The following is a 26,889-nucleotide window of genomic DNA, read 5'->3' as shown; positions in this document are numbered from 1 at the left end:
TGGATGGTGGTCGCCTCACCGTCCCTCGCCGCGCCGGGCGGCGGCGCGCAGGAAGTCGAGCGAGCGGGCGGCGACGGTCGGGGCGGCGTGCGAGTGCCGGGGCAGTTCCACCGCGACCAGCCCGCGGTAGCCGGCGTCGGCCAGCGCGGCCAGCACCGGCGGGAAGTCGATCTCCCCGGTGCCGAACTCCAGGTGCTCGTGCACGCCCCGGCGCATGTCGTCGATCTGCACGTTGACCAGGTGGTCGGCGACCGCCGCCACGCAGTCGGCCACCGGCAGCGGCTCCAGGCAGCGGCAGTGTCCGATGTCGAGCGTGATGCCGAAGCCGGGTGGCGCGTCGAGCGCGTCGCGCAGCCGCCGCCAGCCGGCGATGTCCTCGACCAGCATGCCCGGTTCGGGTTCGAAGCCGAGCGGCACGCCGGCTGCCGCCGCCTCGGCGCAGACCGTGGCACAGCCGGCGACCAGGCGCTCCCACGCGACCGGTGGCGGCACGTCCGGCGGGCGTACGCCGGCCCAGCAGGAGACCGCCTCCGCGCCCAGGTCCGCGCCGATCCGGACCGCCCGGCGGAGGAAGTCGACCCGGCGGGAGCTGTCGTCGTGCAGCAGCGTCGGGGCGTGCTTGTGCCACGGGTCGAGCAGGTAGCGGGCACCGGTCTCGACCACCACGGCCAGCCCGAGCGCGTCCAGCCGGCGGCGTACGGCGGCGACCCGGCCGGCCAGCCCGGGGGCGTACGGGTCCAGGTGGTCGTGGTCCAGGGTGAGCGCCACCCCCTCGTACCCGAGGTCGGCGAGGACCGCGAGCGCGTCGTCGAGGCGGTGGTTGGCGAAGCCGTTGGTGCCGTACCCGAGGCGCAGCCGGCCCGGCGCGGACGGCGGGTGCACGGCGGTCATGTCGGTGAGATCAGTCGGGCCAGCCGGCGGCCGAGCGGGGCGGCGCCGGCCACGGCGAGGCCGAGCAGCCGCGCGCCGGCGCGGGCGGTCAGTGCGCCCTGCAACGCGGGCAGCCCGGTGATGCCGGCGCCGACGGCGGCGCGGACCCGGGCCGGCGACGGGTCGGCGAGCACCCGGGCCTGTGCCCGGCCGTACCGGGCCGCGTAGCCGGCGGCGAGCACCGCCGGCACCAGGTCACCGAACCGGGCGACGCGCTCGGCACCGGGTAGGCGGGCGGTTCGGGAGGCGGGGTCGGAGACGGCGGCGCGGCCGGTGACGGGCGGTGCCGGCCGGCCCGGGGCGGTGGCCGCGATCACCGCGGTGCCGGCGAGCGTGAGGCCGGGCAGTCGCCGGTCCGCCACGCCGGTCACCTCGCGGCGGGACAGCGCGGTGACGGTCCAGGTGTGCGCCGCGACGGTCAGCGCGGCCGGCAACGCCCGGCCCACCCGGCCGGCGCTCGCGCCGAGCAGCACGTCCAGCCCCCGGCAGGCGGCCATCACGGCGGGACCGGCGGCGGTGTCCTTGGCGCGCAGGTCGTACCCCCAGATGGTGGCCGCCAGCGGGAGCGCGACGGCCGCCGCGCGCCGACCCCCGGCGGCGGTGGCGACGGCGAGGCCGGCCGCGGTCAGGCCGCCGGCCAGGCCGAGCGCGACGCCCGGCCGCACCCGGCCGGACGGGATCGGCCGCTCCGGGCGCTCCACCGCGTCGAGCCGCCGGTCCGCCCAGTCGTTGGCGGCCATCCCGGCCCAGTAGAGCAGCACCGACGCGCCGGCCAACGCGGGCGTACGCCGGCCGAGCGTCCCGGCCGCCGCCGCGCCGGCCAGCACGTCCCCGGGCACGGAGAGCGCGGCGGGCGCGCGGACCAGCTCGGCCAGGTCGGCGAGCCGGGTCACCGGGTCACCCCCGCGTGCAGGCCGGCCACGAAGTCGCACAGCACCGCCCACTGCTCGCCGAGCGCGTGGCCGGTGTCGCCGAGCGGGTCCTTGAAGAAGAACGCCAGCTCGGCCAGCGGGCCCCGGCGGCCGGCGGCGTGCGCGGCGGCGGTCAGCCGGGCCAGGTCGAGCACCAGCGGGGCGGCCAGCGCGGAGTCGCAGCCGTGCCAGGTGAACTCCATCCGCATGCCGGTGCCCAGGAAGCCGGCGAACGTGACCAGGTCCCAGGCGGTCTTGAAGTCGCCCAGCTCCTCGACGTAGTCGATCCGGGTGCTGCCCTGCGGCAGGTAGCCGAGCGTCTCCGCGAGCACCCGCTGCTTGCTGCCCACCTTGGCGGCGTTGGCGGCCGGCTCGGCGAGCGTGGCGCCGTCGCCACCGCCGAGCAGGTTCGTCCCGGACCAGGAGCGCACCGCCAGGTGCCGCATCGCGAACATCGGCGCGAGCACCGACTTGAGCAGCGTCTCGCCGGTCTTGCCGTCGTGCCCGGCGTACGGCAGGCCGCGCTCGTCGGCCAGCGCGGCCAGCGCCGGCAGCCGGGCGCCGGTGGACGGGGTGAAGTCGACGTACGGGCAGCCGGCGGTGAACGCCGCGTACGCGTACCGGGAGCTGGCCGGCAGCACGTCGAGCGCGGCGCGCAGCGCGGTCAGGTCGTGGTGGGCCGGGTGCGGCTCGGGTGCCGGCTCGGTGGCGGCCACGTTGACCACCACCACCCGGTCCAGGTCGTACCGGCGACGGAAGTCGGTCAGGTCGTCGACCACGGCGGCGATCCGGGTCGCCGGGTCGCCCTCGGTCGGCGCGGGTCGCAGCGCCGCCTCGACGTCGGCCAGCTCCGGCGCGACGGCGTCGGCCAGCCGGCCGGGCAGCACACCGGCGGCGGCGAGCGCCTCGGCGCGTTTGGTCAGCGGGGTGGCGACCACGTCGTGGCCGCCGAAGACGAGATCGGCGAGGCCCGGCAGCGCGGGACCACGCAGGTCGGGCAGTTCGGTGACACAGCCGGTCGGTGCGGCGAGCCCGGCCCGCAGGGCGAGCGCCCCGACCACGCTGGTGGTCGCGACCGAACCACGTGCTCCCACCAGCCAGACACCCGTTCGCATCGCGTTACCTCCCCAGGTCGTTGCCGGTCCACCGGTGCGGCCGGGGAATCCCGGTCCGGCCGCACCGGAGGGCCGTGCTGGTCGTGCCCGCCGGAGGTTCCGACGGCACGCTCCCCGACGCCGGCCTCGTTCCCGCCGCGGGGCGCAACCGCGGTGGGCCCTCGCCGGCCGGCGCCGGAAGGGTGTCGGCGGCGCTCGCGCGCCGCGCGGGGGTGTTAGGCGGGGCCCCCTTCTCTACCGGAGGCGTTGAGCGGGGCCCCGTCCTTCACCTCGACCCAGGCGGCGGCTTCGGCCGAACGCTCGACCGCGTCCAGCACGAGCTGCACCTGCAACGCGTCGGCGAACGACGGCGTCGGGTCGGCGCCGGTGGCGACCGCCTCGACGAAGTCGCGCATCTGGTGCGTGAAGGAGTGCTCGTAGCCGATGATGTGGCCGGGCGGCCACCACGCGTCCAGGTACGGGTGCTCCGGCTCGGTCACCAGGATCCGGCTGAAGCCCTGCTCGGCGGTGGGCCGGGTGGCATCCAGGAACTCCAGTTCGTTGAGGCGTTCCAGGTCGAACACGACGCTGCCGCGCGAGCCGTTGATCTCGACCCGCAGCGCGTTCTTGCGGCCGGTGGCGAACCGGGTGGCCTCGTACGTGGCGAGCGCGCCGCCGTCCAGCCGGGCCACGAAGACCGCCGCGTCGTCCACGGTGACCGCGCCGGTGCCCCGGCCGTTGCCGTCGGCCTGCGCGGCCAGGCCGCTCGACCCGGCCGGCAACGGCCGCTGCTTGACGAACGTCTCGGTGAGCGCGCTGACCCCGGTGACGAGCTGCCCGGTGACGTACTGGGTCAGGTCGATGATGTGCGCGCCGATGTCGCCCAGCGCGCCGGAGCCCGCTCGGTCCTTCTGCAACCGCCACACCAGCGGGAACTGCGGGTCGACGATCCAGTCCTGGAGGTAGACCGCCCGGACGTGCCGGATCTCGCCGAGCCGCCCGTCGGCGACGAGCTGCCGCATCAGGGCGACCGCGGGCACCCGCCGGTAGTTGAAGCCGCACATCGCGCGTACCCCGGACGCCCGGGCCCGGGCCGCCGCGGCGGTCATCTCCCGGGCCTCGGCGACGGTGTTGGCCAGCGGCTTCTCGCACAGCACGTGCTTGCCCGCGGCCAACGCGGCGAGGGCGATCTCGCGGTGGCTGTCCCCTGGTGTGCAGATGTCCACCACGTCGATCTCGTCGGACTCGACGAGTCGCCGCCAGTCGGTGGTGTACCCGTCCCAGCCGAGCCGGTCGGCGGCCTCGGCCACCTTCGGTTCGTCCCGGCCGCAGACGAGCGCCATCCGCACCCGCGCCGGCAGGTCGAACACGCGGTTCACGGTGCGCCACGCCTGCGAGTGCGCGGCGCCCATGAACGCGTAGCCGACCATGCCGACCCGCAGGATGCTGTCGTGACTGGACAAGCTGGGTCTCCCCCCGTGTTGTGTCAGAATCCGAGCTTCAGGTAGGCGCCCGAGTTCTCCTTGGTGATCGTCTCGGAGGAGAGCACGATCTCCTTCGGTACCTGGAGTTCCACCAGGTCGGACATGCCCTTGCCCTGGCCGATCAGCCGGGCCAGGGAGATGGCCGAGGAGGCCATCGACGGGCTGTAGGTGACGGTGGCCTTCAGCACCGTGTTGTCGGCGGCGATGTCCTCCATGGCCTTCTTCGAGCCGGCGCCGCCGACCATGAAGAACTCCTTGCGGTTGGCCTGGGTGACCGCGGCCAGCACGCCGATGCCCTGGTCGTCGTCGTGGTTCCAGACCGCGTCGATCTTCGGCAGCGCCTGGAACAGCCCGGTGGCGGCCTGCTGGCCGGAGTCCACGGTGAACTCGGCCGGCCGGCGGTTGGCCACCTTCAGCCCGTACGAGGCGAGCGTGTCGGCGAAGCCCTTGGACCGTTCCTGGGTCAGCTCCAGCGACTCGATGCCGGGGATCTCGCCGATCACCGGGTTGCTGACGCCCTTCGCCTTGAGCTGCTCGGCGATGTAGGTGGCGGCGGCCACCCCCATGCCGTAGTTGTCGCCCTTGATCTGGAGCCGGTAGGCCTTGGGGTCGGGGAACGCCCGGTCCAGGTTGACCACCGGGATGCCGGCCTTCATCGCCTCCAGGCCGAAGGCGTTCAGCTCCTTGCCGTCGTGCGGCAGCAGCACGATGACGTCCGGCTTCTGCGAGATCAGCGTGGACAGCGCCGCCCGCTGGGCCGCCGCGTCCGCGCCGGCCTCCACCGACTTCAGCTCCACGTCGGAGTACGCCCCGGCCTGCGCCTTGGCGTTGTTGGTGATGGCGGCGATCCAGCCGTGGTCGGCGGCCGGGGCGGAGAAGCCGATGGTCACCTTCTTGCCCGGCTCGGCGGCGCCGCCGGTCGCGGCGGCCTTGGTCTGCGCCTCGGTCGGGGACTGCTCGTTGCTCGTGCAGCCGGCGAGCAGCACCCCGGCGGAGACTGCGGCCCCGCCGAAGAGCAACCGGCGGCGTGACAGGTCACTTGTCATGACGACCTCCTGATGAGGTGGTGGGGGTGATTTCGGGTGCGGTGGGCCGGGCCGCCGTCTTCTCGACGGCGGCCCGGTGGTGCGGTGGGTCAGGTGGTGGTGGCCCGGTTGCGGGCGAGGAACTGGGTCAGGCTGCGGAACTGCACCTGCTGGACCAGGACGGCGGCGACGATGATGCCGCCCTTGACCATGTTCTGGGCCTCGGCGGAGAGGTTGTTGATGGCGAACAGGTTGGTGATCGTGGAGAAGATGATCACCCCGAGCAGGGAGCCGATGATGGTGCCCCGCCCGCCGCTGAGCAGCGTGCCGCCGATGATCGCGGCGGCGATCGCGTCCAGCTCGTAGAGGTTGGCCATGGCCGCCTGGGCGGAGGTGGCCTGCGCGGTCAGCATCACCGCGGCGATGCCGCAGCAGAGGCCGGAGAGCGCGTAGAGCAGCACGGTGTGCCGGCGTACGTTGATGCCGGCGAGCCGGGCCGCCTCCGGGTTGCCGCCGACCGCCACCGTACGACGGCCGAACGTGGTCCGGTTGAGCAGCACCCACCCGGCCGCCACCACCGCGATCAGGATGTAGACCAGCAGCGGGATGCCGAGCACCTTCGTGGTGGCGATGCCGTTGATGAACGAGCTGGTGGAAACCTGGGTCTGCTTGTCGGAGATCTCCGCCGCCAGCCCCCGGGCGGCCACCAGCATGGCCAGCGTGGCGATGAACGGCACCAGCCGCCCGTACGAGACGAGCAGACCGTTGACCACGCCGACGGCCAGCCCGACGGTGAGCGCGCTGAAGATCATGCCGCCGGCGCCGTAGCTCTGGGTGGCGACAGTGGTGCACCAGACGCCGGCCAGCGCCACGATCGCGCCGACCGACAGGTCGATGCCGCCCCCGATGATCACGAAGGTCATGCCGACGGTGACCACGCCGACCACCGAGGCGAGCTTGAGGATGGTGAGCGTGTTGCCCCACACCCAGTTCGGGTCGCCGTAGAGGTCGGGGCGGGTCAGGATGCCGATGACCACCAGCACCACCAGCGTGGCCAGCAGGCCGAGGTTGCGTTTCACGCCCTCCCCGCCGTCGCCGCGCCACCAGGACAGCCGGGCCGGCGCGTCGACCTTGGCGGTCTCCGCCCGGTCCACCGGCGGTGACTGCGCGGGGAGCGTGGTGTGGGTATCGCTCATGCCGGTGCGCCTTCCATGAGGGACCCCGCCATCACGAGGTCGAGCACGGTGTTCTCGTCGAGTTCGCCGGCCGGGGCCTCCCGGACCACCCGGCCCTCCCGCATGACCAGCACCCGGTCGGCCAGGCCCAGCACCTCGGGCACCTCGCTGGAGACCAGCAGCACCCCGACGCCCCGGGCGGCCAGGTCCCGGATCACCTGGTACAGCTCGGCGCGGGCGCCCACGTCCACGCCCCGGGTCGGCTCGTCGAGCAGCAGCAGCCGGGTGTCGCCGAGCAACCAGCGGCCGACCACCACCTTCTGCTGGTTGCCGCCGGAGAGTGTGCGCACCGGCCGGCGTACGTCCGCCGGGCGCAGCTCCAGCGCGGCGGCGATCCGGTCCGCCTCGGCCCGTTCCCGACCGGCGTCGGTGAAGCCCAGGCGGGCGTACCGGCCGAACGTGGCGAGCGTGATGTTGCGGTAGATCGGTTCGCCGAGCAGCAAAGCCTGACTCTTGCGCTCCTCGGGCGCCATGCCCATGCCGGCCCGGACCGCCGCGCCCACGCTGCCGGGACGCAGCGTCCGGCCGGCCAGCCGGACCGTCCCGGCCTGCGCCCGGCGGGCCCCGAAGATGGTCTCCAGCAGCTCCGACCGGCCGGAGCCGACCAGCCCGGCGATCCCGACGATCTCCCCGGCCCGCACGCCGAGCGAGACGTCGGCGAACTCGCCGTGCCGGGTCAGCCCGTCCACCCGGAGCAGCTCCGCGCCGGTGCCGTCGTCGGCCGGGCGCTGCGGAAAGACGTACTCGATGGTCCGCCCGGTCATCCGGGCGACCAGGTCGCGGGTCGGGGTGTCACGCGCCGGCAGGCTCGCCGCCGTGGTCCGGCCGTCCTTGAGTACGGTGACCCGGTCGCCGATCTCGCGGATCTCCTCCATCCGGTGCGAGATGTAGATGACCGCGATGCCCTGCGCGGTGAGTTCCCGGATGATCCGGAACAGGTTGCCCACCTCGTCGTGGGCCAGCACCGCGCTCGGCTCGTCCATGATGATCAGTCGGGCCTCGTGGGACAGCGCCCGGGCCATGCTGACGATCTGCTTGCCGGCCGCCGGCAGGTGCCGGACCAGCCGGCCGGGCGGGATCTCCGCGTGACCCAGCCGGGCCAGGATCTGCCGGGTACGCCGGGCCATGTGCCCGCGCCGGACGAAGCCGAGCCGGCGCGGCTCGTGGCCGAGGAACGCGTTCTCCGCCACCGACAGGTCGTCGACCAGGTCGAGTTCCTGGTAGATGGTGGCGATGCCGGCGCGCATGGCGGCCTGCGGGTTGGCGAACGCGGCCGGCTCGCCGCGCCACACCACCTCGCCGGAATCCGGCCGGTGCACGCCGGCGAGCACCTTGATCAGGGTGGACTTGCCGGCGCCGTTTTGCCCCAGCAGGCAGTGCACCTCGCCGGCCCGCACCTCCAACTGCACGCCGTCCAGCGCGCGTACGCCGGGGAACGTCTTCACCACGTCGGTGAGACGCAGCACCACCTCGCCCGCGACGGCGTCGGCGGGCGCCTCGACCAGCGGTTCCTTCCCGGTCATCTCCACCTCCTTCATGCGGGACCGACTTGGCATGCCCTCACGGCCCTCGCTCCGCTCGGTGCGTTCGCTCATGCGGGGCCGGCCGGGCATGCCCTCACGGCCCTCGCTCCGCTCGGTGCGTTCGCTCATGCGGCTTCCCCGAACGCGACGTCGCTGGCGAGCACGGCCGCGCCGGCGACGCCGGCGCGTGGGCCCAGCTCGGAGAGGACGACCGGCAGGTTGCCGGTGGCCAGCGGCAGCGAGCGGCGGTAGACCACGCTGCGGATCTCGGCGAGCAGGATGTGGCCGAGCTGGGCGAGCCCGCCACCGATCACGATCATCGACGGGTTGGTGAAGCTGACCAGCCCGGCCAGCACGCTGCCGACCCGCCGGCCGCCGTCGCGGATGAGCTGGATGCAGGTGACGTCGCCCTCGATCGCGCCCTGCGCCACGTCGAGCGCGGTCACCGCGCCCCGGGCGGCGAGCCGCTCGACCAGGGCCGGTGACACCTCGGCGCGGGCCGCGGCGGTCGCCTCCCGGGCCAGCGCCGCGCCGCTGAACACCGCCTCCAGGCAGCCGAGGTTGCCGCAGGAGCACATCGGGCCGTTCGGGTCGACCTGGATGTGGCCGATGTCGCCGGCGCAGCCGTCGGTGCCCCGGTAGACCTCGCCGTGCAGGTAGATGCCGCAGCCGATGCCCGTGCCGATCTTGATGAAGAGGAAGTCGTCGACCGAGTGGGCGACGCCGCCGTGCCGCTCGCCGATCGCCATGATGTTGACGTCGTTGTCGACCACGGCCGGGCAGCCGTGCTCGCGGGTCAGCAGCTCGCGGACCGGGAAGCGGTCCCAGCCCGGCATGATCGGCGGGGAGACGGGCACCCCGTCGCGGAAGCTCACCGGGCCGGGGACGCCGATGCCGATCGCGTCGAGCCGCTCGTACGCGCCGTCCACCTTGGCCTTGTGCAGCAGGTCGTTGACCCGTTGCAGGGTCACCTTGGGGCCGGAGCGGATGTCGGCCGGCTCGGTGTACGCGGTGACCGGCTCCAGCCGGCCGTTGACCACCTCGACGTCGATCGAGCTGGCGCCCAGGTCGACCGAGGCGAAGCGCAGGCGCGGGCTCAGCTCGACCAGGGTGGAGCGGCGCCCGCCCCGGGAGGCGGCCAACCCGGCCTCGGCCACGTAGCCGAGGGAGACCAGTCGTTCCAGCTCGGCGAGCAGCCGGGGGCGGGGCATCTGGAGGCGGTCACCGAGCTCGGCGCGGGAGATCGCGCCCTGGTCCCGGAGCAACCGCAGGAGCCGGACGTGCAGGGGATCGACCGTCCGCACCGGCAGTCACCTCCGCATCGGAGTCGTTCACATCGACGCAACGCCGAGGTGTTGTGTCCGACACAGTAGGAGCCTTCCGGGCCGCGTGTCCATAGCTTCAGCGTATTTGGCGAAAACTTCTGTCCGAATGAACAAAAGCGTGTTCCGGATCATGAAAACGCGCCGCCCCGCCCGGTTCTCCGGGCGGGGCGGCGCGTGCGAGGTCAGCGCGGTGTGGGCGCGTTGCGCTTCTTCCGCAGCTTGCGGTCGTCGCGCAGCTCGACGTAGGGCTCCTCGTCGGCCGGGTGCCCGGCGGCGATGGCACGACTGCGCTCCAACTCGGCGTCGAACTCCGCGCCGAGCAGGATGGCCACGTTGCTCAGCCAAAGCCAGACCAGGAAGATGATCACACCGGCCACCGCGCCGTACGTCTTGTTGTACGAGCCGAAGTTGCTCACGTAGAGCGCGAACAGGCCGGACACCACCAGCCAGAGCACCACGGCGAGCACCCCGCCGGGGCTGACCCAGCGGAAGCCGCCGTGCTTGGCGTTCGGCGACGCCCAGTAGAGGATCGCGAACATCAGGCTGACCAGCAGCAACAGCACCGGCCACTTGGCGATGTTCCACACCGTGACCGCCGTCGAGCCGAGCCCGATCGCGTTGCCGGCCTGCTCCGCCAGCCCACCGGTGAACACCACGATCACGGCGCTGACCAGCAGCATCACGCCGATCACCGCGGTCACCCCGAGCCGGATCGGCAGCGTCTTCCAGATCGGCCGGCCCTCGGGCACGTCGTAGATGCTGTTCGAGGCGCGCATGAAGGCGGCGACGTAGCCGGACGCCGACCAGAACGCGGTGACCAGACCGATCACCGCCGCCACGCTGGCCAGCCCGCCGGACTGGCCGGCCTGGTCGATCGCGCTCTCGATGATCTTCCGGATGTTCTCCTCCGGCACCGCCTGGCCGACCGTGTCCCGGACTCCGTTGGTGGCCCGCTCGCCGAGCAGACCGAGCACGGAGATGAGCACCAGCATGCCGGGAAAGATCGAGAGCACGCCGTAGTAGGTGAGCGCGGCGGCCCAGTCGGTCAGGCTGTCGTCCTGGAACTCCCGGACGGTCCGCTTGAGCGTCGCCACCCAGCCCGGACCCGGCAGCTCGGTCGGGCTGTCCGGACCGTCGTCCGGCCCCACCGGCCCGGTGCGCTCGCGCCCCTCGCGGGCAGGAGACTCGTCGCTGGCCATCGCACCTCCCTCGTCGTCGTGTCGTCACTGCACGACTTGCCCCGAGGTCGGGTCGGATAACCAGCCGAACTTCCAGACGCCATGCCGGTCCAGCGGGGCGGCAGGGCCGGGTCACCCCCGTCACACCGCCCCGGTGTGGGTCAGCGGGCGGCGAGCCGGTCGACGAACGCGCGCCAGGCGTCGGGCGCGAAGGCCAGCACCGGGCCGGCCGGGTCCTTGGAGTCACGCACCGCGACCCCGCCGGGCCGGGCGTCCGCCACCTCCACGCAGGCTCCGCCTGCGGCGTTGCTGCGGCTGCTCTTGCGCCACCGGGCGTTGCTCAGGTCCATGTCTCCGCCACCTCCGTCAGGAATTCGAGGGACTGCTGGTGCGACAGTGCCTCACCGCGGACCGACTCCCACACCTCGACCATCTGCCGCACGTGGTCGACGCGGTCGATCACCTGCGCGTGGAGCTGCCCCTCCTGGTAGACCACGTCCTCGCCGTGCGGCGGGGTGGCGATCACGAACGGGCCACTGACGCCAGCGTAGGCACCGACAGTGAGCGGCACAACGTGGATCCGTACCCGGGGCAGCCCCGTGCCGACCTTCACCAGGTGGCGCACCTGCTCGCGCATCACCTCCGGCCCGCCGACGCTCCGGCGCAGCACGTGCTCGTCGACGACGAAGGTGAGCAGCGGCGGCCGTTCCCGGGTCAGCAGCGCCTGGCGGTCCAGCCGCGTCGTCACCTGCTGCTCCACCTCGTCCGGCGCGAACAGCCGGCCGCCGGAGAGCAGCGCGCGGGCGTAGCCCTCGGTCTGGAGCAGGCCCGGCACGCAGATCGGCTCGAACCAGCGCAGCGCGCTCGCCTCCGCCTCGATGCCGGGCCAGTCGCGGAACCACGGCACCACGGCCTCCCGGCCGATCCGCCGCTGGATGCGCTCGAAGCGCCCGTCGACGCCGAACACCGCGTCGCAGCGGCGGGCGAAGTCCAGGCTCGGGCGGCGCTCACAGGTCTCCACCTTGGCCACCAGCGCGCCGGAATAGGTCAGCGCCTCGGCCAACGCCGCCTGGGACATGCCGTTGGCCGCGCGGGCGAGCCGTAGTTCCTCGGCGAAGTGCTCCAGCATGGACGACAGTTCCACGGACAGCCTCCGTACATCCTCGACACACCCGGGAGCCGGCCGCCGGACGCGCTTGTCGTCGCCGTGCCGGACGCCCCACCGTAGTCGCTCCGTCACCAGACTGTCACGCAGCGGGACCGCTCACGGGATCGGACGGCGGGCGGAACCAGGCCGGGGCGTCGGCGCACGACGAGGTCCGTCGACGCCCCCTCCCACTGCGACGGAGGTACGCCCATGCCCCGGTACCGTCCGCACGTCGCGGCACGCCCGTCCTGGCGCTGCCGGATCTGCGGCGCGGCGTGGCCGTGCTCCCCCGCCCGGCTGGCGCTGCTCGGTGAGTACCGCGAGGACCGGATCGCGCTGCTGGTCCATCTCGGCACGCTGCTGTGCGAGGCCACCGCCGACCTGACCGTCGACCGGGACGGCACCACCGCTCAGGGCCTGTGGCAGCGCTTCGTCGGCTGGGCGCGGGCCCGCTGAACGGGCACACTCTTCGATATGCTGGGCGTCAGCAGCCGCCGAGATTGTCGCGGGGGATGATGGGACGCCAATTCTCGTCGTATGGTCGCGGGCCGCAGGGCCACCGCCTGGTGCTGACGCTCGGGTTGGCGAGCGCCGTCCTGCTCATCCTCGTCGGGGTCTCCACCAACCTGGTGAGCGAATACATCGCCGAGCTGGGTCTGCCCAGACCGTTGGTGATCGGCGTCTTCCTCGGCTGCGCCGCGCTGGCGCTCCTGTTCACCGCCCTGCAACTGCGGCAGCAGACGGCGCAGGCCAGACGGTCCCCCGAACGGCGCGCGAAGGAACGCCGGCAGGCGCTCGCCCGGGTGACGGCCGCCATGCGGTCCGCCCTGGACCGGGCGTTGGGCGCGGTCCCCCAACTGCCCCTCGTCACCGAGTCTCGACCCGACCTGGTCCGGCACCCCGACGCGCTGCCGGACGCGGCGATCGGCGAGGCGGGCCGGCCGAAGGTCCACGAGGAGCCCCTCGCGACGATCTTCGACGAAACCGGCCAGGCGCTGCTCCTGCTCGGCCCGGGCGGCAGCGGCAAGAGCACCCTGCTCGCCCGGCTCTGCCTCGACCTGTGCGAACGGGTGGCCCCGGACGATGCCACCCCGTGCGTTCCCGTGCTGGTGAACCTGACCTCCTGGGCCGACGAGCGGCGGTCGTTCGAGCAGTGGCTGGCCGACGCGATCGTCGACACCTATCCCGGCATCGGCCCGGACCTGGCACGGGAGCTGATCGAGGATCGCGCGCTGGCCGTGCTCCTGGACGGCCTCGACGAAATCCCGACCGTGCGCCATCGCAGGCGGGCGCTGCGTGAGATCGACGCGTTCCTGGCCGCCGGCTCCTGCCCACTGGCCGCCGCCTGCCGCACCGAGGACTTCGACGGGCTCACCACGCCGACCGGCATCACCTACGCCGTCGAGGTCCTTCGCCCCACCCGGGAGCGGGTCCAGGAGTTCCTGACCGGGCTGGGCACGCCCGCGGCCCTCTCGGTGCGGGACGTGCCGGCCACCGACCGGAAGTGGTGGTCGATGATGCGGTCGGTGATCATGTTGGGGATCGTGGCCCGGGTCTCCTCAGTCGACGCGCACGCCGACCTGGTCAGCGAGGGGACGCCGAGTGAACGCCGCAGGCACCTCATGGCGGTCTACGTGGCCACCCTCCTGCGTCGGCGCGGGGGCCGCCGGGGCGGCTTCGCCCACGACGACGCACACCGCTGGCTGGCCTGGCTGGCGACGTGGATGACGCGCCACGGTCAGACGGAGTTCTACGTGGACCGCCTGCCGGTCGACTGGATCCGGGACGTCAGCGAAATGGAGAAGATCAAGCCACCGGCGCGGGATCCGGTGCTCCTCGTGTTCTACATGGTGGCCGCGTACCTGTTGGTGGTCGAGGGTGGGACCATCGAGATCGCCGCGCCGACGCTCACCTTCATGACGTCGAGCATGGCCGCAGTGACGAACGCGCACATCCACCACTCGTCGACGACCGAGCCGATCCGGTTGGTATGGCGGCTCCGCTGGTCCTGGGCCTTCCCGGCGCTGGTCGTGGTGCCGTTCGTCACGCTGGGCGCGTGGGCCGCGGTCAACGCGGCCGACAACGGGGTGCTCCGCGTCGTGGCCTACATGCTGCTCAGCACGCCGGTGGCGATGTTCGCCTACGCCATCACCCCGACCAGCGCGCCGGACCAGGCCGGCCTGCCACCCGGCATGCGGCTGCGCGGGTCACGGCGCCGGGCCCGCCGGGGCGCGCTGCTGGTCGGCCTGCCGCTCGCGCTCGTGCTGGGCGTCCCGGTGGTGCTCGGCGCGCGGAGCATGACGTTCGGCCTGTTCGCCGTAGCCATGATGGCGAGTTGCCTCATGTTCGCGTGCTCGGACATCTGCGGCGGCGTCCCCGCCCGGCAGTACGCCAATCTCTTCCGGGCGCTCCGTCGCACCGGTCGGGGCCCGAAGGACTATCTCGGTTTCCTCGACTGGGCGCGGGAGCGTCTCCTCCTGGAGGCCAACGGCAGCGCGCTGCGCTTCCCGCACCGGGAGATCCAACGCCACCTGGCCGAGACCTGGGACGAGGGAGCGGCGCGGGTCGCGTGACCCGCACCTCTACCGGGATGAGGCTGCCCGTCAGCGCCGCCTTCACGAAGCTGAACACGGCGGATACCGGAGCGGGCCACCACCGAGTGCTAGCATTGCTCTCATCAGCTAGGGCCGGAGGAAGCTCGATGGCATCCCTCAGCATCAGAGATCTCGATGACGCGGTGCGGGAGAAGTTGCGCATCCGCGCCGCGCGACACGGCAGATCCATGGAATCCGAGATCCGGGACATCCTCACCGCGGCCGTCGCCGAGGATGAACCGGGGACCGATCTGTTCAGCGCACTCGCCGACCGATTCACCAGGCTCGGCGGAGTCGACCTGGACCTGCCGGCTCGTTCCACGTCACCCCGCCCGGCGAGCCTGCCCGAGTGATGATCGTTCTCGACACCAACGTCGTCTCCGAGCTGATGCGGGCCGAGCCCGCGCCAGCGGTCCTCACGTGGCTCCGCCGCAGCTCCAGCACCGGCCTTTACACCACTGCCGTCACCGTCGCCGAGATCCGCTTCGGCATCGCCCGGTTGCCGCAGGGCCAGCGCCGGGAATCGCTGCACCAGTCCGCCAACGAGATCTTCGCCGCCTTCCCCCGCCAGGTGCTGCCCTTCGACCTCGCGGCGGCCGGCGCCTACGCCGACGTGGTGGCCGGTCGGGAAATGCTCGGCCGCCCGATAGACGGGTTCGACGCCCAGATCGCCGCCATCTGCCGCACCCAGGCCGCCACACTTGCCACCCGGAACACCAAGGACTTCGCTGATACCGGCATCGAGGTCACCGATCCCTGGCAGGAAAGCGTCGCCGAGAAGCCCTGAGCCGCAGACACGCACGAATGTCAGGGCGTCCACTCGCTCCGGAGCAGGCCGTAGAACACCAGGTCCGAGAAGCCGTCGCCGTCGTACGCGCGCTCCCGCTGGGTGCCCTCGTGGACGAAGCCGCACGCCTCGGCGGTGCGCCGCATGGCGGTGTTGCCGGCCAGCGTCTCCAGCTCCAGCCGGCGGAGGTTGCGGCTGCGGAAGCCGTACCGGCAGAGCAGCCGGATGACCTCGGTCCCGTAGCCCTGCCCACGCGCCTCGGGGACCAGCGAGATGCCGAGGTGGGCGAACCGCTCGAACGCGCTGATCCCCCACAGCGCGCAGCCGCCGAGATACGTGCCGTCGGCGACCGTCTCGGCCAGCAGCGACACCGAGGTGTGACCCTCGGGCGGATCGGTGACCTGCTTCTCCAGCCGGGCCCGGACCTGGCCGACGTGGCGCGGCAGGAACGGCCCGTCGTCCGTGAGCAGGTGCAGCTCGGGGTCGGCGTCGAGCCGGAAGATGTTCGGCGCGTCGTCGGGCGTGGGCGGGCGCAACCGGACCCGGTCGGTGGCGAACATCCCGCGACGCTAACAGCCAGTTTCGAACCCCACGACCGGATTACCGGTGACCCGCTCCCGCTACGAATGCGGCGCTCATGCGGCTGAGCAGGCTAAACTAGCCCCTTAGCTTAGCCAGGAGGTTTGCGCCCGGTCGGCTCTCTCGCCGGCCAACTGGACCTCTCCGGTGACTGGGATTCGCCGCAGACGAACGCCGAGATCGCCGACGACTTCGGCATCGGCGCATGAACCTGCTGCTGGACACTCACGTCGCGCTCTGGGCCATCACCGGCGACCCGACCCTCGCCTCCCGCGACGCGTCGATGTACGACGTGGACGTCCTCAAGGTGTGATCGGACGCTTCGGTCCACACGTGATGCCCGAAAGAGGCTCAGGCCCATCCACGCGAACCCGCGGCGGTCGCGGTCAGACGTCGGCGGGCGTGGCGGCGGCCCGGGCCTCGGCCACCAGGCGGCCGGTCTCGGCGACCACCGCCTCGTCGTCGGCCGGCGTGCCCGGGTCGTAGCGGACCGTCCAGGTCAGACCGTCCACGCCGGGCACCCGCCGGGCCGCGATCCGCCCGGCGCCGCCGGGCACCGGGTGGTGCGCGGTGTACGCCACCGAGCCGGTCACCCGCGTCCGGACCTGGTGCGGCAGCTCCCCCGGATCGAGCAGCAGGTGGGTCTCGGCCGGGGCGTCGGCGACCACCAGGTAGCCGTCCCGCTCGGTGACCGGCTCGGCCGGCGTGACGGTGAGTTCACGGCCCGACCAGACCGCTTTGAGGACGTCGTGCCACCCGAGGCGCTCGGCGCGGCCGGGCAGCCAGAGCCCACGGTTGCTGGCGACCAGCACGCCGTCGCCCTCGCCGTTGCCGGCAGCGGCCCAGGCGAGCACCCGCTCGTCGGCGGCGAGCGGCGGGCGGCCGGCCGGCGGCAGCTTCGAGCGGCGGCGGAAGAGTCCCATCACAGTCCTCCGGCGGCCTGCTCGCGCAGGGCCCGCGCGTGTTGTTCGAGCGAGAGCAGCTCCCCGAACAGGGCGAAGTATTCGTCCTTGTTGCTCACCGGGTTGACCCGCTGGATCTTCGACTTGAGGTCGCGGATCCGGCCGGTGACCGAACTCCACTGCAAATGGGCCATGGTGACCGAGACGTACCTCGGGTCGGGCTCGCCGTCGATGCGCAACGGCTCCACCGCCAACTCCCCCACCAGGGCCTGGGCGGCCAGGTCGGCGCAGGCGTCGCGGACCCGCTCGATCCAGACCGCACCGCTGGTGGCGCCGGCCGCCCCGCCGGCCTCGGCGACGGCGACGCGCACCGCGGCGTGCACCGGATGCTGGTAGTCGGTGGCCTCGACCGCGTCGAACATCGGGCCGGCCAGCACCGGCTCCTGCAACGCCAGCTTCAGCGCCTCCCGCTCCACCATGGAGCGGGGACTGTCCACGGCGGGCGTGGCGGGGCCGGGGCGCGTCGGCGCGGGCCGACCGTTGGCCGGCTGCCCGTTGGCGGCGGCCAGCACGGCGCGCTGCACCGGCTCGATCTCCATGCCGAGGTCGCCGGCGAGCTTGCGGACGTACTCCGGGCGTTTCTCCCGGTCCTTGATCTTCGCGACCAGCGGCGCGGCGCGGCGCATCGCCTCGACCCGGCCGTCGACGGTGTCGAGGTCGAACCGGTTGATGACGTGCCGCAGCGCGAAGTCGACGAGCGGCTCGCGGCGGGCCACCAGGTCGCGGACGGCCAGGTCGCCCTTGGCCAGCCGCAGGTCGCACGGGTCCATGTTGTCCGGGCTGACCGCGATGAACGTGCGCCCGACGAAGCGTTGGTCGTCCTCGAACGCGCGCAGCGCGGCCTTCTGGCCGGCGGCGTCGCCGTCGAACGTGAAGATGATCTCCCCGGCCCGCTCGTCGCTGTCGAAGAGCACCCGGCGCAGCACCGAGATGTGGTCGCCGCCGAACGCGGTGCCGCAGGTCGCCACCGCGGTCGGGACGTCGGCGAGGTGGCAGGCCATCACGTCGGTGTAGCCCTCGACCACCACCACCTTGCCCTGCTTGGCGATCTCCCGCTTGGCCTGGTCGATGCCGTAGAGGACGTGCGACTTCTTGTAGATCGGCGTCTCGGGGGTGTTGAGGTATTTCGGGCCGTCGTCGTCGTCGAACAGCTTGCGGGCGCCGAAACCGATCACGTCGCCGGTGATGTCCCGGATCGGCCACATCAGGCGGCGGCGGAACCGGTCGATCAGCGAGCCCGACCGGGCCGGGCGGGACAGGCCGCCGGTGACCAACTCGTCGTGGCTGAAGCCCTGCTGGCGCAGGTGCTTGGTGAGCAGGTCCCACCCGTCGGGGGCGAAGCCGCAGCCGTAGCGCTCGGCGGCGGCCCGGTCGAAGCCCCGCCGGGCCAGGAACTCCCGGGCCGGGCGGGCGCCGGCGGTGGTGAGCTGGGCCCGGTAGAACTCGACGGCGGCGGCGTGCGCGGCCACCAGGCGCTGCCGCTGCCCCTGCTGCGGCCGGGCACGCGGGGTCGACCGGTCGTCCTCGACGTAGCGAAGCTGGATGCCGGCGCGGGCGGCGAGGCTCTCGACCGACTCGATGAAGCCGAGATGCTCGGCGTCCATCAGGAACTTGATCGCGTCACCGCCGACGCCGCAGCCGAAGCAGTAGAACACGTTGCGGGCGGGCGACACGTTGAACGAAGGGCTCTTCTCGTCGTGGAACGGGCAGAGCCCCTTGAGGTTGCCACCCCCGGCCGACTTGAGCGTCACCACCTCGGAGATGACGTCCGCGATGGCGGTGCGCTCGCGGACCAACGCGATGTCCTCGTCCCGGATCCGCCCCGCCATGACCGCCACCTCCTCGGCGTACATCCTGCCCTGCCGGACCGACGATCCGGCGGCCGGGGGGACGGACGTGTGGCGGACGCCGCCCGTCCCGCCGGCTCACGCCGGGCGGCCGACCCGGGCCGCGGCGTCGCCGATCCGGGGGAACGGTTCGATGGAGAAGACCACCTCGACCGGCACCTCGAAGTACGCGGCGATGCGCAGCGCCAGGTGCAGGCTGGGCCGGAACTCACCGCGTTCCAGGTAGCCGACGGTCTGGTAGTGCACCCCGAGCGCGTCGGCGAGCTGCCGGCGGGAGACGCCCCGTTCGGCGCGCAGCACCGCGATCCGGTTGTGCACGGTCTCGCTCATCGACGCCCTCTCATCCGACCCGCTGCATGGCCCGCTCCCGGCGGGCCGCGACCCGCGAGCCGGACTCCCGGCGGGCCATCCGGCGCAGCACCACCGGGGCCAGCACCAGCCCGAGCACCGCCCAGGCGCCGAGCGCACCCAGCGTCTCCAGGTGTCGCCAGGAGCCGCCCAGCTCGACCGCCGCCAGGTCGGCCGGGAGCAGCGCCGAGCGCATGCCCAAGCCTAGCCAGTAGAGCGGGAAGATCTGGGCGACGCCTTGCAGCCAGCCGGGCAGGCCGTTGATCGGGTAGAAGATGCCGGACAGCGCGATGAGGCCGAAGATGGGCAGCACCACCAGGCCCATGTTGCGCGGATTCTCGATCACGGAGCCGATCACCGCGCCCAGCGGCAGCGTCGCCACCAGCCCGAGCGGCACCACCCAGGCCAGGGTGAGCCAGGCGGCGGGGTCACCGAGCCGCAGCCCGTCCAGGAAGAACAGGCCGGGCACGAGCTGGATGACCACGCCGATCAGCGAGATCGCCGAGATCAGCACCAGCTTGCCGACCAGGTAGCCGAGCATCCCGTTCGGGATCGCCTTGGCCCGCAGCAGCGTGCCGTCCTCCCGGTCGACGATGAGCTGCTGGGCCAGCCCGAGCAGGCCGCCGAAGAGCAGGCCCATGCCGAGCGCGCTGGGCAGCGTCCGGGCACCCAGCGAGAAGTCGGTGCCGGGCACGGTCGAGCCGCGCATGAAGAACATGGCGACCAGCAGCACCGCCGTGGGGAAGAAGTAGTTCCACAGGTCCTGGCCGTTGGTGAACGTCGCGCGCAGCTCGATCAGGCCGCGCCGCAGCCCGGCCCGGAGCGCGGTGGTGGTCGGGTTCATCGCGTCGCCTCCTGCTGCCACACCCGCTCGGCCCGGCCGGTGCGGATGCCGGTCTCCTCCTCGTGCACCAGCGCCAGGTACGCGTCCTCCAGGCTGGCCCGGCGCACCTCCAACTCCCGGACCCGGTCGCCGTGCTCGCGGAGCAGGTCACGCAGGAACGCGGTGGCGTCGGCGGTGGCGTGCACGTAGCGCTCGCCGTCGCGGGTCCAGCGGACCTCGGCGTCCCCGGCGACGCGCCGGGCGAGCTGGTCCGGCGAGCCCTCGGCGATGATCCGGCCGCCGGCCAGGATCAGGATGCGGTCGGCCAGCTTCTCCGCCTCGGCCAGGTCGTGCGTGGTCAGCACGATGGTGGTCTCGTCGAGGTCCGCGAGGCGGTGCACCAGCTCGTGGAACTCGCGCCGGGCGGCCGGGTCGAACCCGACCGTCGGCTCGTCCAGGAAGAGCAGCTCCGGCCGCCCCACGATGCCGACCGCCACGTCGAGCCGGCGGCGCTGCCCACCGGAGAGCCGGGCCACCCGGGCGCCGGCGTGCGCGGCCAGCCCCACGGTGGCCAGCAGGTCGTCGACCGGCCAGGGACGCGGCGTCCGGGCGGTCGCGTACGGCGCGTAGAAGTCGCCGAGGTGGGTGAGCAGCTCCCGGACCCGCCACTTGCCGTGGTCGCGCCAGGACTGGAGCACGACGCCGAGCCGGGCACGCCAGCGCTCGTCGCCACGGGCCGGGTCGACGCCGAGCACCCGTACGGTGCCGGCGGAGGGCAGCCGGAAGCCCTCCAGGATCTCGATGGTGGTGGTCTTGCCGGCGCCGTTGGGCCCGAGCAGCGCGACCACCTCGCCGCGCCGGGCGGTGAGGTCGACGCCGTGCAGCACGTCGACGGTGCCGTAGCGCATGCGCAGGTCGCGGACGTCGAGGACGAGATCCTCGTCGGGAGGCCGGGGGGCCGCGACCGCCCCCGAAAGTTCGACCGCAGTCATGCCTCGGAATGTAGCACTTCTACTACATATCGAGGTAGACGCACTCACTCGCGCGGACGGTGGAGCCACCGGGTCACCGGCGGCGGATCCTCCTCCTCGTACGAACGGGCCGCGCGCACCGCGGCGGCCAGGCCGGACCGGCGCGGGCGGGCCCCGGCCCGCAGCACCGGATCGGCGGCCATCTCCCGGACCAGGGCCACCGCCAGGCCCAGCATCACCACCACGAACGGCAACGCCACCAGGATGGTGGCCTGCTGCAACGCGTCCAGGCCGCCGACCAGCAGCAACGCCGCCACCGCGAGCACCAGGAACGCGTCGGCGGCGACCACGAAGAACCAGCCGAACGTGTCGATCGTCCAGTTCAGCCCCGCCGCGCCGAACGACGCCAGCGACCCGCGGGCGAACACGCCCCACGCCACCACGGCCAGCACGCCGGCCACGCCCAGCCCGAGCACCACCAGGTCGGCCGGCTGCGTCGCGGGCCGCTCGCCCACCTGTTCCGCCATGCCCCCATCCTGGGCGGCCCGGTCGCCACGGCGGGGCGGAACGCCTCAGGAGCCGGGTCAGGCCGGGACGGCGGCCTCCTCGGCCTCGACCTCGGCGTTCCAGGCCGGCTTCGTGGAGCGCCAGCCCTCGTCGTCCAGGCCGCGCCGCCAGTAACCGGAGATGGACAGGTCCGCCCGGGGCACGCCGCGCTCGACCCGCAGCAGCCGGCGCAGCTCCTTGACCGCGCCGGCCTCGCCGTGCACGAACGCGTGCACCCGGCCGGGCGGGAACTCCAACGCCCGGACCGCCTCGACCAACGCCTCCCCGGCCGGTCGGCCGGCCCGGTGCAGCCAGCGCAGCTCGACCGCGCCGGCGCTGGCCAGCGGCAGCTCGTCGGCCGGCCCCTCGACCTCGACGAAGACCCGGGCCGGCGCGCCGGCCGGCAGCCGTTCCAGCGCGGCGGCGATCGCCGGCAGCGCGCTCTCGTCGCCGGCCAGCAGGTGCCAGTCGGCGGTCGGGTCCGGCGCGTACGCGCCGCCGGGCCGGGTGAACAGCACCCGGTCGCCGGGGCGCAGGCCGGCCGCCCACGGGCCGGCCAGCCCCTCCTCGCCGTGGTGGACCACGTCCACGGTCAGCTCGCCGGCCACCGGGTCGAACGCCCGCACCGTGTACGCGCGCAGCCGCGGCCACTGCGACGCCGGGAACTCGCGCTTGATGGCGGCCAGGTCGGTGGGGTACGGGTAGGTCACCCCGGCCGGCGGGAAGACGAACTTCACGTAGTGGTCGGTGTACGCGCCCACCGGCAGGCTGGTCAGCCCGTCGCCGCCCAGCACGAGCCGGATCAGGTGCGGGGTGGGCCGCGTGGTCCGGACGACCGTGGCGGCGGTGAGCGTCTTCGGGCGATCCGTCATACGCTTAGGCTACCCTCACTTTCCGGCCGGGCCGGTCGGGCGGTCAGCTCGACGACACCAGCCGGGCGTGCCAGGCCAGCGCGGCCGGGTCGGTGAGCGAGGCGACCTGGTCGATCACCACGCGCAGTCGCGCGGCGTCGTCCGGGGCGTCCCGCCAGAGCGGGGCGAAGACCTCGTCGAGCGCGTCCGGTGCCCGGTCGAGCAACGCGGCGACCAGCTCGGTGAGGAGTTCCCGCTGCCGGTCATAGCGGCCACTGGCACCCGGCCGCCGCATCACGTACCGCAACGCGATGCCCTTGAGCAACGCGCACTGCGCCCGGATCCGGCGCGGCACCACCAGGTCGGCGGCATAGCGGCGGTGCGGGCCGGGACCGTGACGCGCCTCGGTGGCGGCCACCACGCTCGACACGAACCGGCCGGTGAGCACGCTGGTGGTGGCCTTCAACGCGGCGAGCGCCCGGTGGCTGCCGTCGTACGCGGCGAGCGGGGCGAGCACCGGATCGGCGAGCAGCTCGGCCAGCACCCCGCCCAGGTCCTCCGGCGCCTCGCCGGAGTAGGTGGCGGCCACGTCGGCGCAGAGCGCGCGCCGCTCGTCCTCCTCGGCCAGCAGCGGGCGCAGGTCGACGTAGCCGCCGTGGATGCCGTCCTCGACGTCGTGCACCGAGTACGCCACGTCGTCGGCCCAGTCCATCACCTGGGCCTCCAGGCAGCGCCGGTCGCCGGGCGGGGCACCCGCGCGCAGCCAGTCGAAGACCGGCCGATCGTCGGCGTACACGCCGAACTTGCGCTCGCCGGGGCGGCGCGGCCACGGGTACTTGCTCACCGCGTCGAGCGCGGCCCGGGTCAGGTTGAGGCCGGCGGACCGCCCGTCCGGGGCGATCACCTTGGCCTCCAGCCGGCTGAGCACCCGCAGCGTCTGGGCGTTGCCCTCGAACCCGCCGGCCGCGGCGGCCAGCTCGTCCAGCGCGTACTCGCCGTTGTGCCCGAACGGCGGGTGACCCAGGTCGTGGGCCAGCCCGGCGGTGTCCACCACGTCGGGGTCGCAGCCGAGCCGGGCGCCCATCTCGCGGGCGATCTGCGCCACCTCCAGCGAGTGGGTCAGCCGGGTACGCAGGAAGTCGTCGGTGCCGGCGGCGTGCACCTGGGTCTTCGCGGCCAGCCGGCGGAACGCCGCGCAGTGCAGCACCCGGGCCCGGTCCCGCTCGAACGGCGACCGCCCGTACCCGGTGTCCTTCGGCGCCTCGGCGACCAGCCGCGCCGCGTCGTCGGTCAACGCGGTGGCAGGACGCAGAACTCGTTGCCCTCCGGATCGGCCAGCACCGTCCACCCCGCCTCTCCCTGCCCGACGTCGACGTGCCGCGCGCCCATGTCGACGAGCCGTTCCACCTCGGCCTCCAGGTCGGCCGGGCGCAGATCGACGTGCAGCCGGTTCTTTCCCTGCTTCGGCCCGGAGACCGGGACGAAGACCAGGCCGGGGAGCGTGTCCGGCGTGCGGCGGATCTCCACCTCGTCCGGCTTGTCGGTGATCACCTGGTAGCCGAGCGCCTCGGCCCACCAGCGGGCGAGCCGGGACGGGTCCCGGGCGTCGACGGTCAGGTTCTCCCAGACGGCGGTCATGCGGCCACCCCTCCTGATCGACACGTGGCGGAAGCTCAGGTTACGCCCGGGTGGCCGGAAAGGCGCGCCGGGCGGGGCCTCCGGTATCGACCGTCGGCCCCGCCCGGCCGCGCTCAGCGCGAGTCGGACCCGGTGGTGCTGATGGCCGCGCGGCCGGCCTCCAGCCGGGCCACCGGCACCCGGAACGGCGAGCAGGAGACGTAGTCCAGGCCCACCTCGTGGAAGAAGTGCACCGAGTCCGGGTCGCCACCGTGCTCGCCGCAGACGCTCAGCTTCAACCCGGGGCGGGCCGCCCGGCCCTCCTCGGCGGCGATCCGGACCAGCCGACCCACGCCGTCGGCGTCGATCGACTCGAACGGCGAGATGCCGAAGATGCCCAGCTCCAGGTAGCGCCAGAAGAACGCGCCCTCCACGTCGTCGCGGGAGAAGCCCCAGGCCATCTGCGTCAGGTCGTTGGTGCCGAAGGAGAAGAACTCGGCCGCCTCGGCGATCTGCCCGGCGGTCAGCGCCGCCCGGGGCACCTCGATCATGGTGCCGATCAGCACCTCGACGCCGCTGTCGCCGACCACCTCGGCGATGATCTTCTCGGCCTCCGCGCGTACCGTCTCCAGCTCCTGCACGGCGCCGACCAGCGGCACCATGATCTCCGGACAGGCCGTCCCGCCGTCCCGGGCGACCGCGACGGCGGCCTCGGCGATCGCGCGGACCTGCATGGCGAACAGGCCGGGGATGACCAGGCCGAGCCGGACCCCGCGCAGGCCCAGCATCGGGTTCTCCTCGTGCATCCGCCGGACGGCGGAGAGCAGCGCCTCCTCCTTGGCCACGTCCTCGCCGCGCTCCTGGGCGACCGCGACGTTGACCGCGAGCTGCTCCAGCGGGGGCAGGAACTCGTGCAGCGGCGGGTCGATCAGCCGCACCGTGACCGGCAGGCCGTCCATCTCCCGGAAGATCTCCACGAAGTCGGCCCGCTGGAGCGGCAGCAGCGCGGCGAGCGCGTCCTCCCGCTCCCGCCCACCTTCGGCGAGGATGAGCCGCTCGACCAGCTCCCGGCGGTCGCCGAGGAACATGTGTTCGGTGCGGCACAGGCCGATGCCCTCGGCGCCGAAGCGCCGGGCCCGCGCGGCGTCCGCGCCGGTGTCGGCGTTCGTCCGCACGCGCAGCCGCCGCGCCGCGTCGGCGTGCGTCATGATCCGGTGTACGGCGCGGACCAGCGGGTTGTCGATGTGCTCCGGGTCGAGGCTGCCCTCGAAGTACTGCACCACCTCGGACGGCACGACCGGCACCTCGCCCAGGTAGACCTTGCCGGTGGTGCCGTCGATCGAGACCACGTCGCCCTCGCCGACGGTGTGCCCGCCGACGGTGAACTTCTTCGCCGGGACGTTCACCTCCAGCTCGTCGGCGCCGGAGACGCAGGTCTTGCCCATGCCCCGGGCCACCACGGCGGCGTGGCTGGTCTTGCCGCCGCGCGAGGTGAGGATGCCCTTGGCGGCGATCATGCCGGTGAGGTCGTCCGGGTTGGTTTCCCGGCGGACCAGGATCACCGACTCCCCCTCGGCGGCCAGCTCGACCGCGCGGGCCGAGGTGAAGACCACCTTGCCGGACGCGGCGCCCGGCGACGCGCCGATGCCCCGGGCCACCGGCGGGACGTCGTGGTCGAGTTGGAAGCGCGGGAACATCAGTTGGGCGAGCTGCGCGCCGTTGACCCGGTGCAGCGCCTCGTCCAGGTCGATCAGGCCCTCGTCGACGAGCTGGCCGGCGATGACGAACGCGGCGGCGGCGGTGCGCTTGCCGACCCGGGTCTGGAGCATCCAGAGCTTGCCGCGCTCGATGGTGAACTCGATGTCGCAGAGGTCCTTGTAGTGCTCCTCCAACCGGGCCATGATCCCGAGCAGCTCGTCGTAGGAGGTCTTGTCGAGCTGCTCCAACTCCTGCAACGGCACGGTGTTGCGGATGCCCGCCACCACGTCCTCGCCCTGGGCGTTGGCCAGGTAGTCGCCGTAGATGCCCTGCGCGCCGCTGCCCGGGTCGCGGGTGAACGCGACGCCGGTGCCGGAGTCCGGCCCGAGGTTGCCGAACACCATGCTCACCACGTTGACCGCGGTGCCCAGGTCGGCCGGGATGCGCTCCTGCCGGCGGTAGAGCATCGCCCGCTCCGCGTTCCACGACTCGAAGACCGCGCGGATGGCCAGGTCGAGCTGCTCGCGCGGCTCCTGCGGGAACTCCCGCCCGGTGTGCTTGGCGAAGATCTTCTTGTACGCGTCGACCAGCCCGCGCAGGTCGTCGGCGTCCAGGTCGAGGTCGTCGCGGGTGCCCTTGGCGTGCTTGGCCTCGTCCAGCGCGTGCTCGAACTCCTCGCCCGGCACCTCGCAGACGGTCTTGCCGAACATCTGGATCAGCCGGCGGTAGGAGTCCCAGGCGAACCGGTCTGCGCCGCCGGAGGCGGCCTGGTCGGCACCGCGGCCGGCCTGTCGTGCGAGTCCTTCGACGCTGCGGTCGTTGAGGCCGACGTTGAGGACGGTCTCCATCATGCCGGGCATGGAGAACTTGGCGCCGGAGCGGACCGAGACCAGCAGCGGGTCGTCCGGGTCGCCGAGCCGGCGGCCCATCTCGCGTTCCAGGGACTCCAGGTGCGCCTCGATCTGCCCGGCCAGCCCGTCCGGCTCGCGCCCGGTCGTCAGGTACGCCTGGCAGGCCTCGGTGGTGATGGTGAAGCCGGGTGGGACGGGCAGGCCGAGGTTGGTCATCTCGGCCAGGTTGGCGCCCTTGCCGCCCAGCAGGTCCTTGAGGTCCCTGTTGCCTTCGGCGAAGTCGTAGACGTACTTGTGCTCGACCGTTTCCTGCGTTGCCACCAGAGCCTCCCACGCGCGCCATTGACACTTAACGAAGGTTCAGTTCGGACATACCCCGGGAGCGACCACCGGTAATCCCGGCTCGTCAGCGATCGGTGGGCGAAGGTTAAGCGAATTTCGCGGGACCTGGGACCGTTCGGTGACGATCGGCACAACAGTCACCACTGCCCACGTCCGTACCGGTTTTTGGGAACGCTTCCACGCGCAGGATCACGCAATTCCAAATCCCCTCGTACCCTTGA

Annotated in this window: 25 protein-coding genes and 2 pseudogenes; 5 read left to right on the top strand and 22 right to left on the bottom strand. The window is 73.1% G+C overall.

The features are described from left to right. Window positions 1–15: 15 nt before the first annotated feature. The 11 genes from VKK44_RS05040 to VKK44_RS04990 form a co-directional block, all read right to left on the bottom strand. Window positions 16–891, bottom strand: coding sequence for a sugar phosphate isomerase/epimerase family protein (locus VKK44_RS05040; protein WP_343445663.1), 876 nt, complete (start codon window positions 889–891; stop codon window positions 16–18). Continuing rightward, on the bottom strand, window positions 888–1,823 hold the full coding sequence (locus VKK44_RS05035; protein ID WP_343445662.1) for an SCO3242 family prenyltransferase: 936 nt from the start codon (window positions 1,821–1,823) through the stop codon (window positions 888–890). The genes VKK44_RS05040 and VKK44_RS05035 overlap by 4 nt, the downstream gene beginning before the upstream one ends. Continuing rightward, window positions 1,820–2,956 (bottom strand): inositol-3-phosphate synthase, encoded by a 1,137-nt coding sequence (locus VKK44_RS05030; protein WP_343445661.1) that lies wholly within the window; start codon window positions 2,954–2,956, stop codon window positions 1,820–1,822. The genes VKK44_RS05035 and VKK44_RS05030 overlap by 4 nt, the downstream gene beginning before the upstream one ends. A gap of 215 nt (window positions 2,957–3,171) precedes the next feature. Then, window positions 3,172–4,365: a Gfo/Idh/MocA family protein gene (locus VKK44_RS05025; RefSeq protein ID WP_458351654.1), complete on the bottom strand. Its 1,194-nt coding sequence runs from the start codon at window positions 4,363–4,365 to the stop codon at window positions 3,172–3,174. A gap of 56 nt (window positions 4,366–4,421) precedes the next feature. After that, complete coding sequence (locus tag VKK44_RS05020; protein ID WP_343445659.1) at window positions 4,422–5,465, bottom strand: substrate-binding domain-containing protein; 1,044 nt, start codon at window positions 5,463–5,465, stop codon at window positions 4,422–4,424. 89 nt (window positions 5,466–5,554) lie between these two features. Further along, window positions 5,555–6,640, bottom strand: a complete 1,086-nt coding sequence (locus VKK44_RS05015; protein ID WP_343445658.1) for an ABC transporter permease — start codon at window positions 6,638–6,640, stop codon at window positions 5,555–5,557. Then, window positions 6,637–8,202, bottom strand: a complete 1,566-nt coding sequence (locus tag VKK44_RS05010; RefSeq protein WP_343447672.1) for a sugar ABC transporter ATP-binding protein — start codon at window positions 8,200–8,202, stop codon at window positions 6,637–6,639. Before VKK44_RS05010 ends, VKK44_RS05015 begins: the two co-directional genes overlap by 4 nt. Window positions 8,203–8,327: 125 nt before the next feature. Then, window positions 8,328–9,506 carry an ROK family protein gene (locus VKK44_RS05005; protein WP_343445657.1) on the bottom strand — a complete coding sequence of 393 codons (1,179 nt, stop codon included), beginning with the start codon at window positions 9,504–9,506 and terminating at the stop codon, window positions 8,328–8,330. 203 nt (window positions 9,507–9,709) lie between these two features. Continuing rightward, window positions 9,710–10,726: a YihY/virulence factor BrkB family protein gene (locus VKK44_RS05000; RefSeq protein WP_343445656.1), complete on the bottom strand. Its 1,017-nt coding sequence runs from the start codon at window positions 10,724–10,726 to the stop codon at window positions 9,710–9,712. 140 nt (window positions 10,727–10,866) lie between these two features. After that, a complete protein-coding gene (locus VKK44_RS04995; protein WP_343445655.1) occupies window positions 10,867–11,055 on the bottom strand; it encodes a DUF397 domain-containing protein in 189 nt (62 codons plus the stop codon). Continuing rightward, complete coding sequence (locus tag VKK44_RS04990; RefSeq protein ID WP_343445654.1) at window positions 11,046–11,849, bottom strand: helix-turn-helix domain-containing protein; 804 nt, start codon at window positions 11,847–11,849, stop codon at window positions 11,046–11,048. Before VKK44_RS04990 ends, VKK44_RS04995 begins: the two co-directional genes overlap by 10 nt. Before the next feature lie 213 nt (window positions 11,850–12,062). On the opposite strand from VKK44_RS04990, the gene VKK44_RS04985 reads away from it, so the two are divergent. The 4 genes from VKK44_RS04985 (at window position 12,063) to VKK44_RS04970 (ending at window position 15,233) form a co-directional block, all read left to right on the top strand. After that, window positions 12,063–12,308 (top strand): flavin reductase, encoded by a 246-nt coding sequence (locus tag VKK44_RS04985; RefSeq protein WP_343445653.1) that lies wholly within the window; start codon window positions 12,063–12,065, stop codon window positions 12,306–12,308. A 56-nt stretch (window positions 12,309–12,364) separates the two neighbouring features. Continuing rightward, on the top strand, window positions 12,365–14,425 hold the full coding sequence (locus VKK44_RS04980; RefSeq protein WP_343445652.1) for an NACHT domain-containing protein: 2,061 nt from the start codon (window positions 12,365–12,367) through the stop codon (window positions 14,423–14,425). Between the two features lie 128 nt (window positions 14,426–14,553). Next, a complete protein-coding gene (locus VKK44_RS04975; RefSeq protein ID WP_343445651.1) occupies window positions 14,554–14,799 on the top strand; it encodes a FitA-like ribbon-helix-helix domain-containing protein in 246 nt (81 codons plus the stop codon). After that, window positions 14,799–15,233 carry a type II toxin-antitoxin system VapC family toxin gene (locus VKK44_RS04970; protein WP_343447671.1) on the top strand — a complete coding sequence of 145 codons (435 nt, stop codon included), beginning with the start codon at window positions 14,799–14,801 and terminating at the stop codon, window positions 15,231–15,233. The genes VKK44_RS04975 and VKK44_RS04970 overlap by 1 nt, the downstream gene beginning before the upstream one ends. Window positions 15,234–15,253: 20 nt before the next feature. Here the strand turns inward: VKK44_RS04970 and VKK44_RS04965 are convergent, their stop codons facing one another. Next, window positions 15,254–15,793 carry a GNAT family N-acetyltransferase gene (locus tag VKK44_RS04965; RefSeq protein ID WP_343445650.1) on the bottom strand — a complete coding sequence of 180 codons (540 nt, stop codon included), beginning with the start codon at window positions 15,791–15,793 and terminating at the stop codon, window positions 15,254–15,256. A gap of 132 nt (window positions 15,794–15,925) precedes the next feature. On the opposite strand from VKK44_RS04965, the pseudogene VKK44_RS04960 reads away from it, so the two are divergent. Then, window positions 15,926–16,021, top strand: a pseudogene (locus tag VKK44_RS04960) (prevent-host-death protein); the annotation flags it as partial. A 177-nt stretch (window positions 16,022–16,198) separates the two neighbouring features. Here the strand turns inward: VKK44_RS04960 and VKK44_RS04955 are convergent. The 10 genes and pseudogenes from VKK44_RS04955 to ppdK form a co-directional block, all read right to left on the bottom strand. Beyond that, entirely contained in the window at window positions 16,199–16,735 is a 537-nt protein-coding gene (locus VKK44_RS04955; RefSeq protein WP_343445649.1) for a hypothetical protein, read from the bottom strand. Next, window positions 16,735–18,627: a DNA primase gene (gene dnaG, locus VKK44_RS04950; RefSeq protein ID WP_343445647.1), complete on the bottom strand. Its 1,893-nt coding sequence runs from the start codon at window positions 18,625–18,627 to the stop codon at window positions 16,735–16,737. The genes VKK44_RS04955 and dnaG overlap by 1 nt, the downstream gene beginning before the upstream one ends. 72 nt (window positions 18,628–18,699) lie before the next feature. Further along, window positions 18,700–18,951, bottom strand: a complete 252-nt coding sequence (locus tag VKK44_RS04945) for a helix-turn-helix transcriptional regulator (RefSeq protein WP_343445637.1) — start codon at window positions 18,949–18,951, stop codon at window positions 18,700–18,702. 10 nt (window positions 18,952–18,961) lie between these two features. Then, on the bottom strand, window positions 18,962–19,813 hold the full coding sequence (locus tag VKK44_RS04940; protein WP_343445636.1) for an ABC transporter permease: 852 nt from the start codon (window positions 19,811–19,813) through the stop codon (window positions 18,962–18,964). After that, entirely contained in the window at window positions 19,810–20,784 is a 975-nt protein-coding gene (locus VKK44_RS04935; protein ID WP_343445635.1) for an ABC transporter ATP-binding protein, read from the bottom strand. The genes VKK44_RS04940 and VKK44_RS04935 overlap by 4 nt, the downstream gene beginning before the upstream one ends. A 44-nt stretch (window positions 20,785–20,828) precedes the next feature. After that, window positions 20,829–21,077: pseudogene (locus VKK44_RS30935) on the bottom strand (BCCT family transporter); the annotation flags it as partial. Between the two features lie 270 nt (window positions 21,078–21,347). Beyond that, window positions 21,348–22,181 carry a siderophore-interacting protein gene (locus tag VKK44_RS04925; protein ID WP_343445633.1) on the bottom strand — a complete coding sequence of 278 codons (834 nt, stop codon included), beginning with the start codon at window positions 22,179–22,181 and terminating at the stop codon, window positions 21,348–21,350. Between the two features lie 43 nt (window positions 22,182–22,224). Further along, complete coding sequence (locus VKK44_RS04920) at window positions 22,225–23,454, bottom strand: deoxyguanosinetriphosphate triphosphohydrolase (protein ID WP_343445632.1); 1,230 nt, start codon at window positions 23,452–23,454, stop codon at window positions 22,225–22,227. Further along, window positions 23,451–23,798, bottom strand: coding sequence for a VOC family protein (locus VKK44_RS04915; RefSeq protein ID WP_343445631.1), 348 nt, complete (start codon window positions 23,796–23,798; stop codon window positions 23,451–23,453). The genes VKK44_RS04920 and VKK44_RS04915 overlap by 4 nt, the downstream gene beginning before the upstream one ends. Window positions 23,799–23,911: 113 nt before the next feature. Next, window positions 23,912–26,647 (bottom strand): pyruvate, phosphate dikinase, encoded by a 2,736-nt coding sequence (ppdK, locus tag VKK44_RS04910; RefSeq protein WP_343445630.1) that lies wholly within the window; start codon window positions 26,645–26,647, stop codon window positions 23,912–23,914. Window positions 26,648–26,889 lie beyond the last annotated feature (242 nt).

The sequence above is a fragment of the Micromonospora sp. DSM 45708 genome, from assembly GCF_039566955.1.
In the GTDB taxonomy this organism is placed as follows: Bacteria; Actinomycetota; Actinomycetes; order Mycobacteriales; family Micromonosporaceae; genus Micromonospora.
This window is presented reverse-complemented; position numbering and strand designations above follow the sequence as displayed.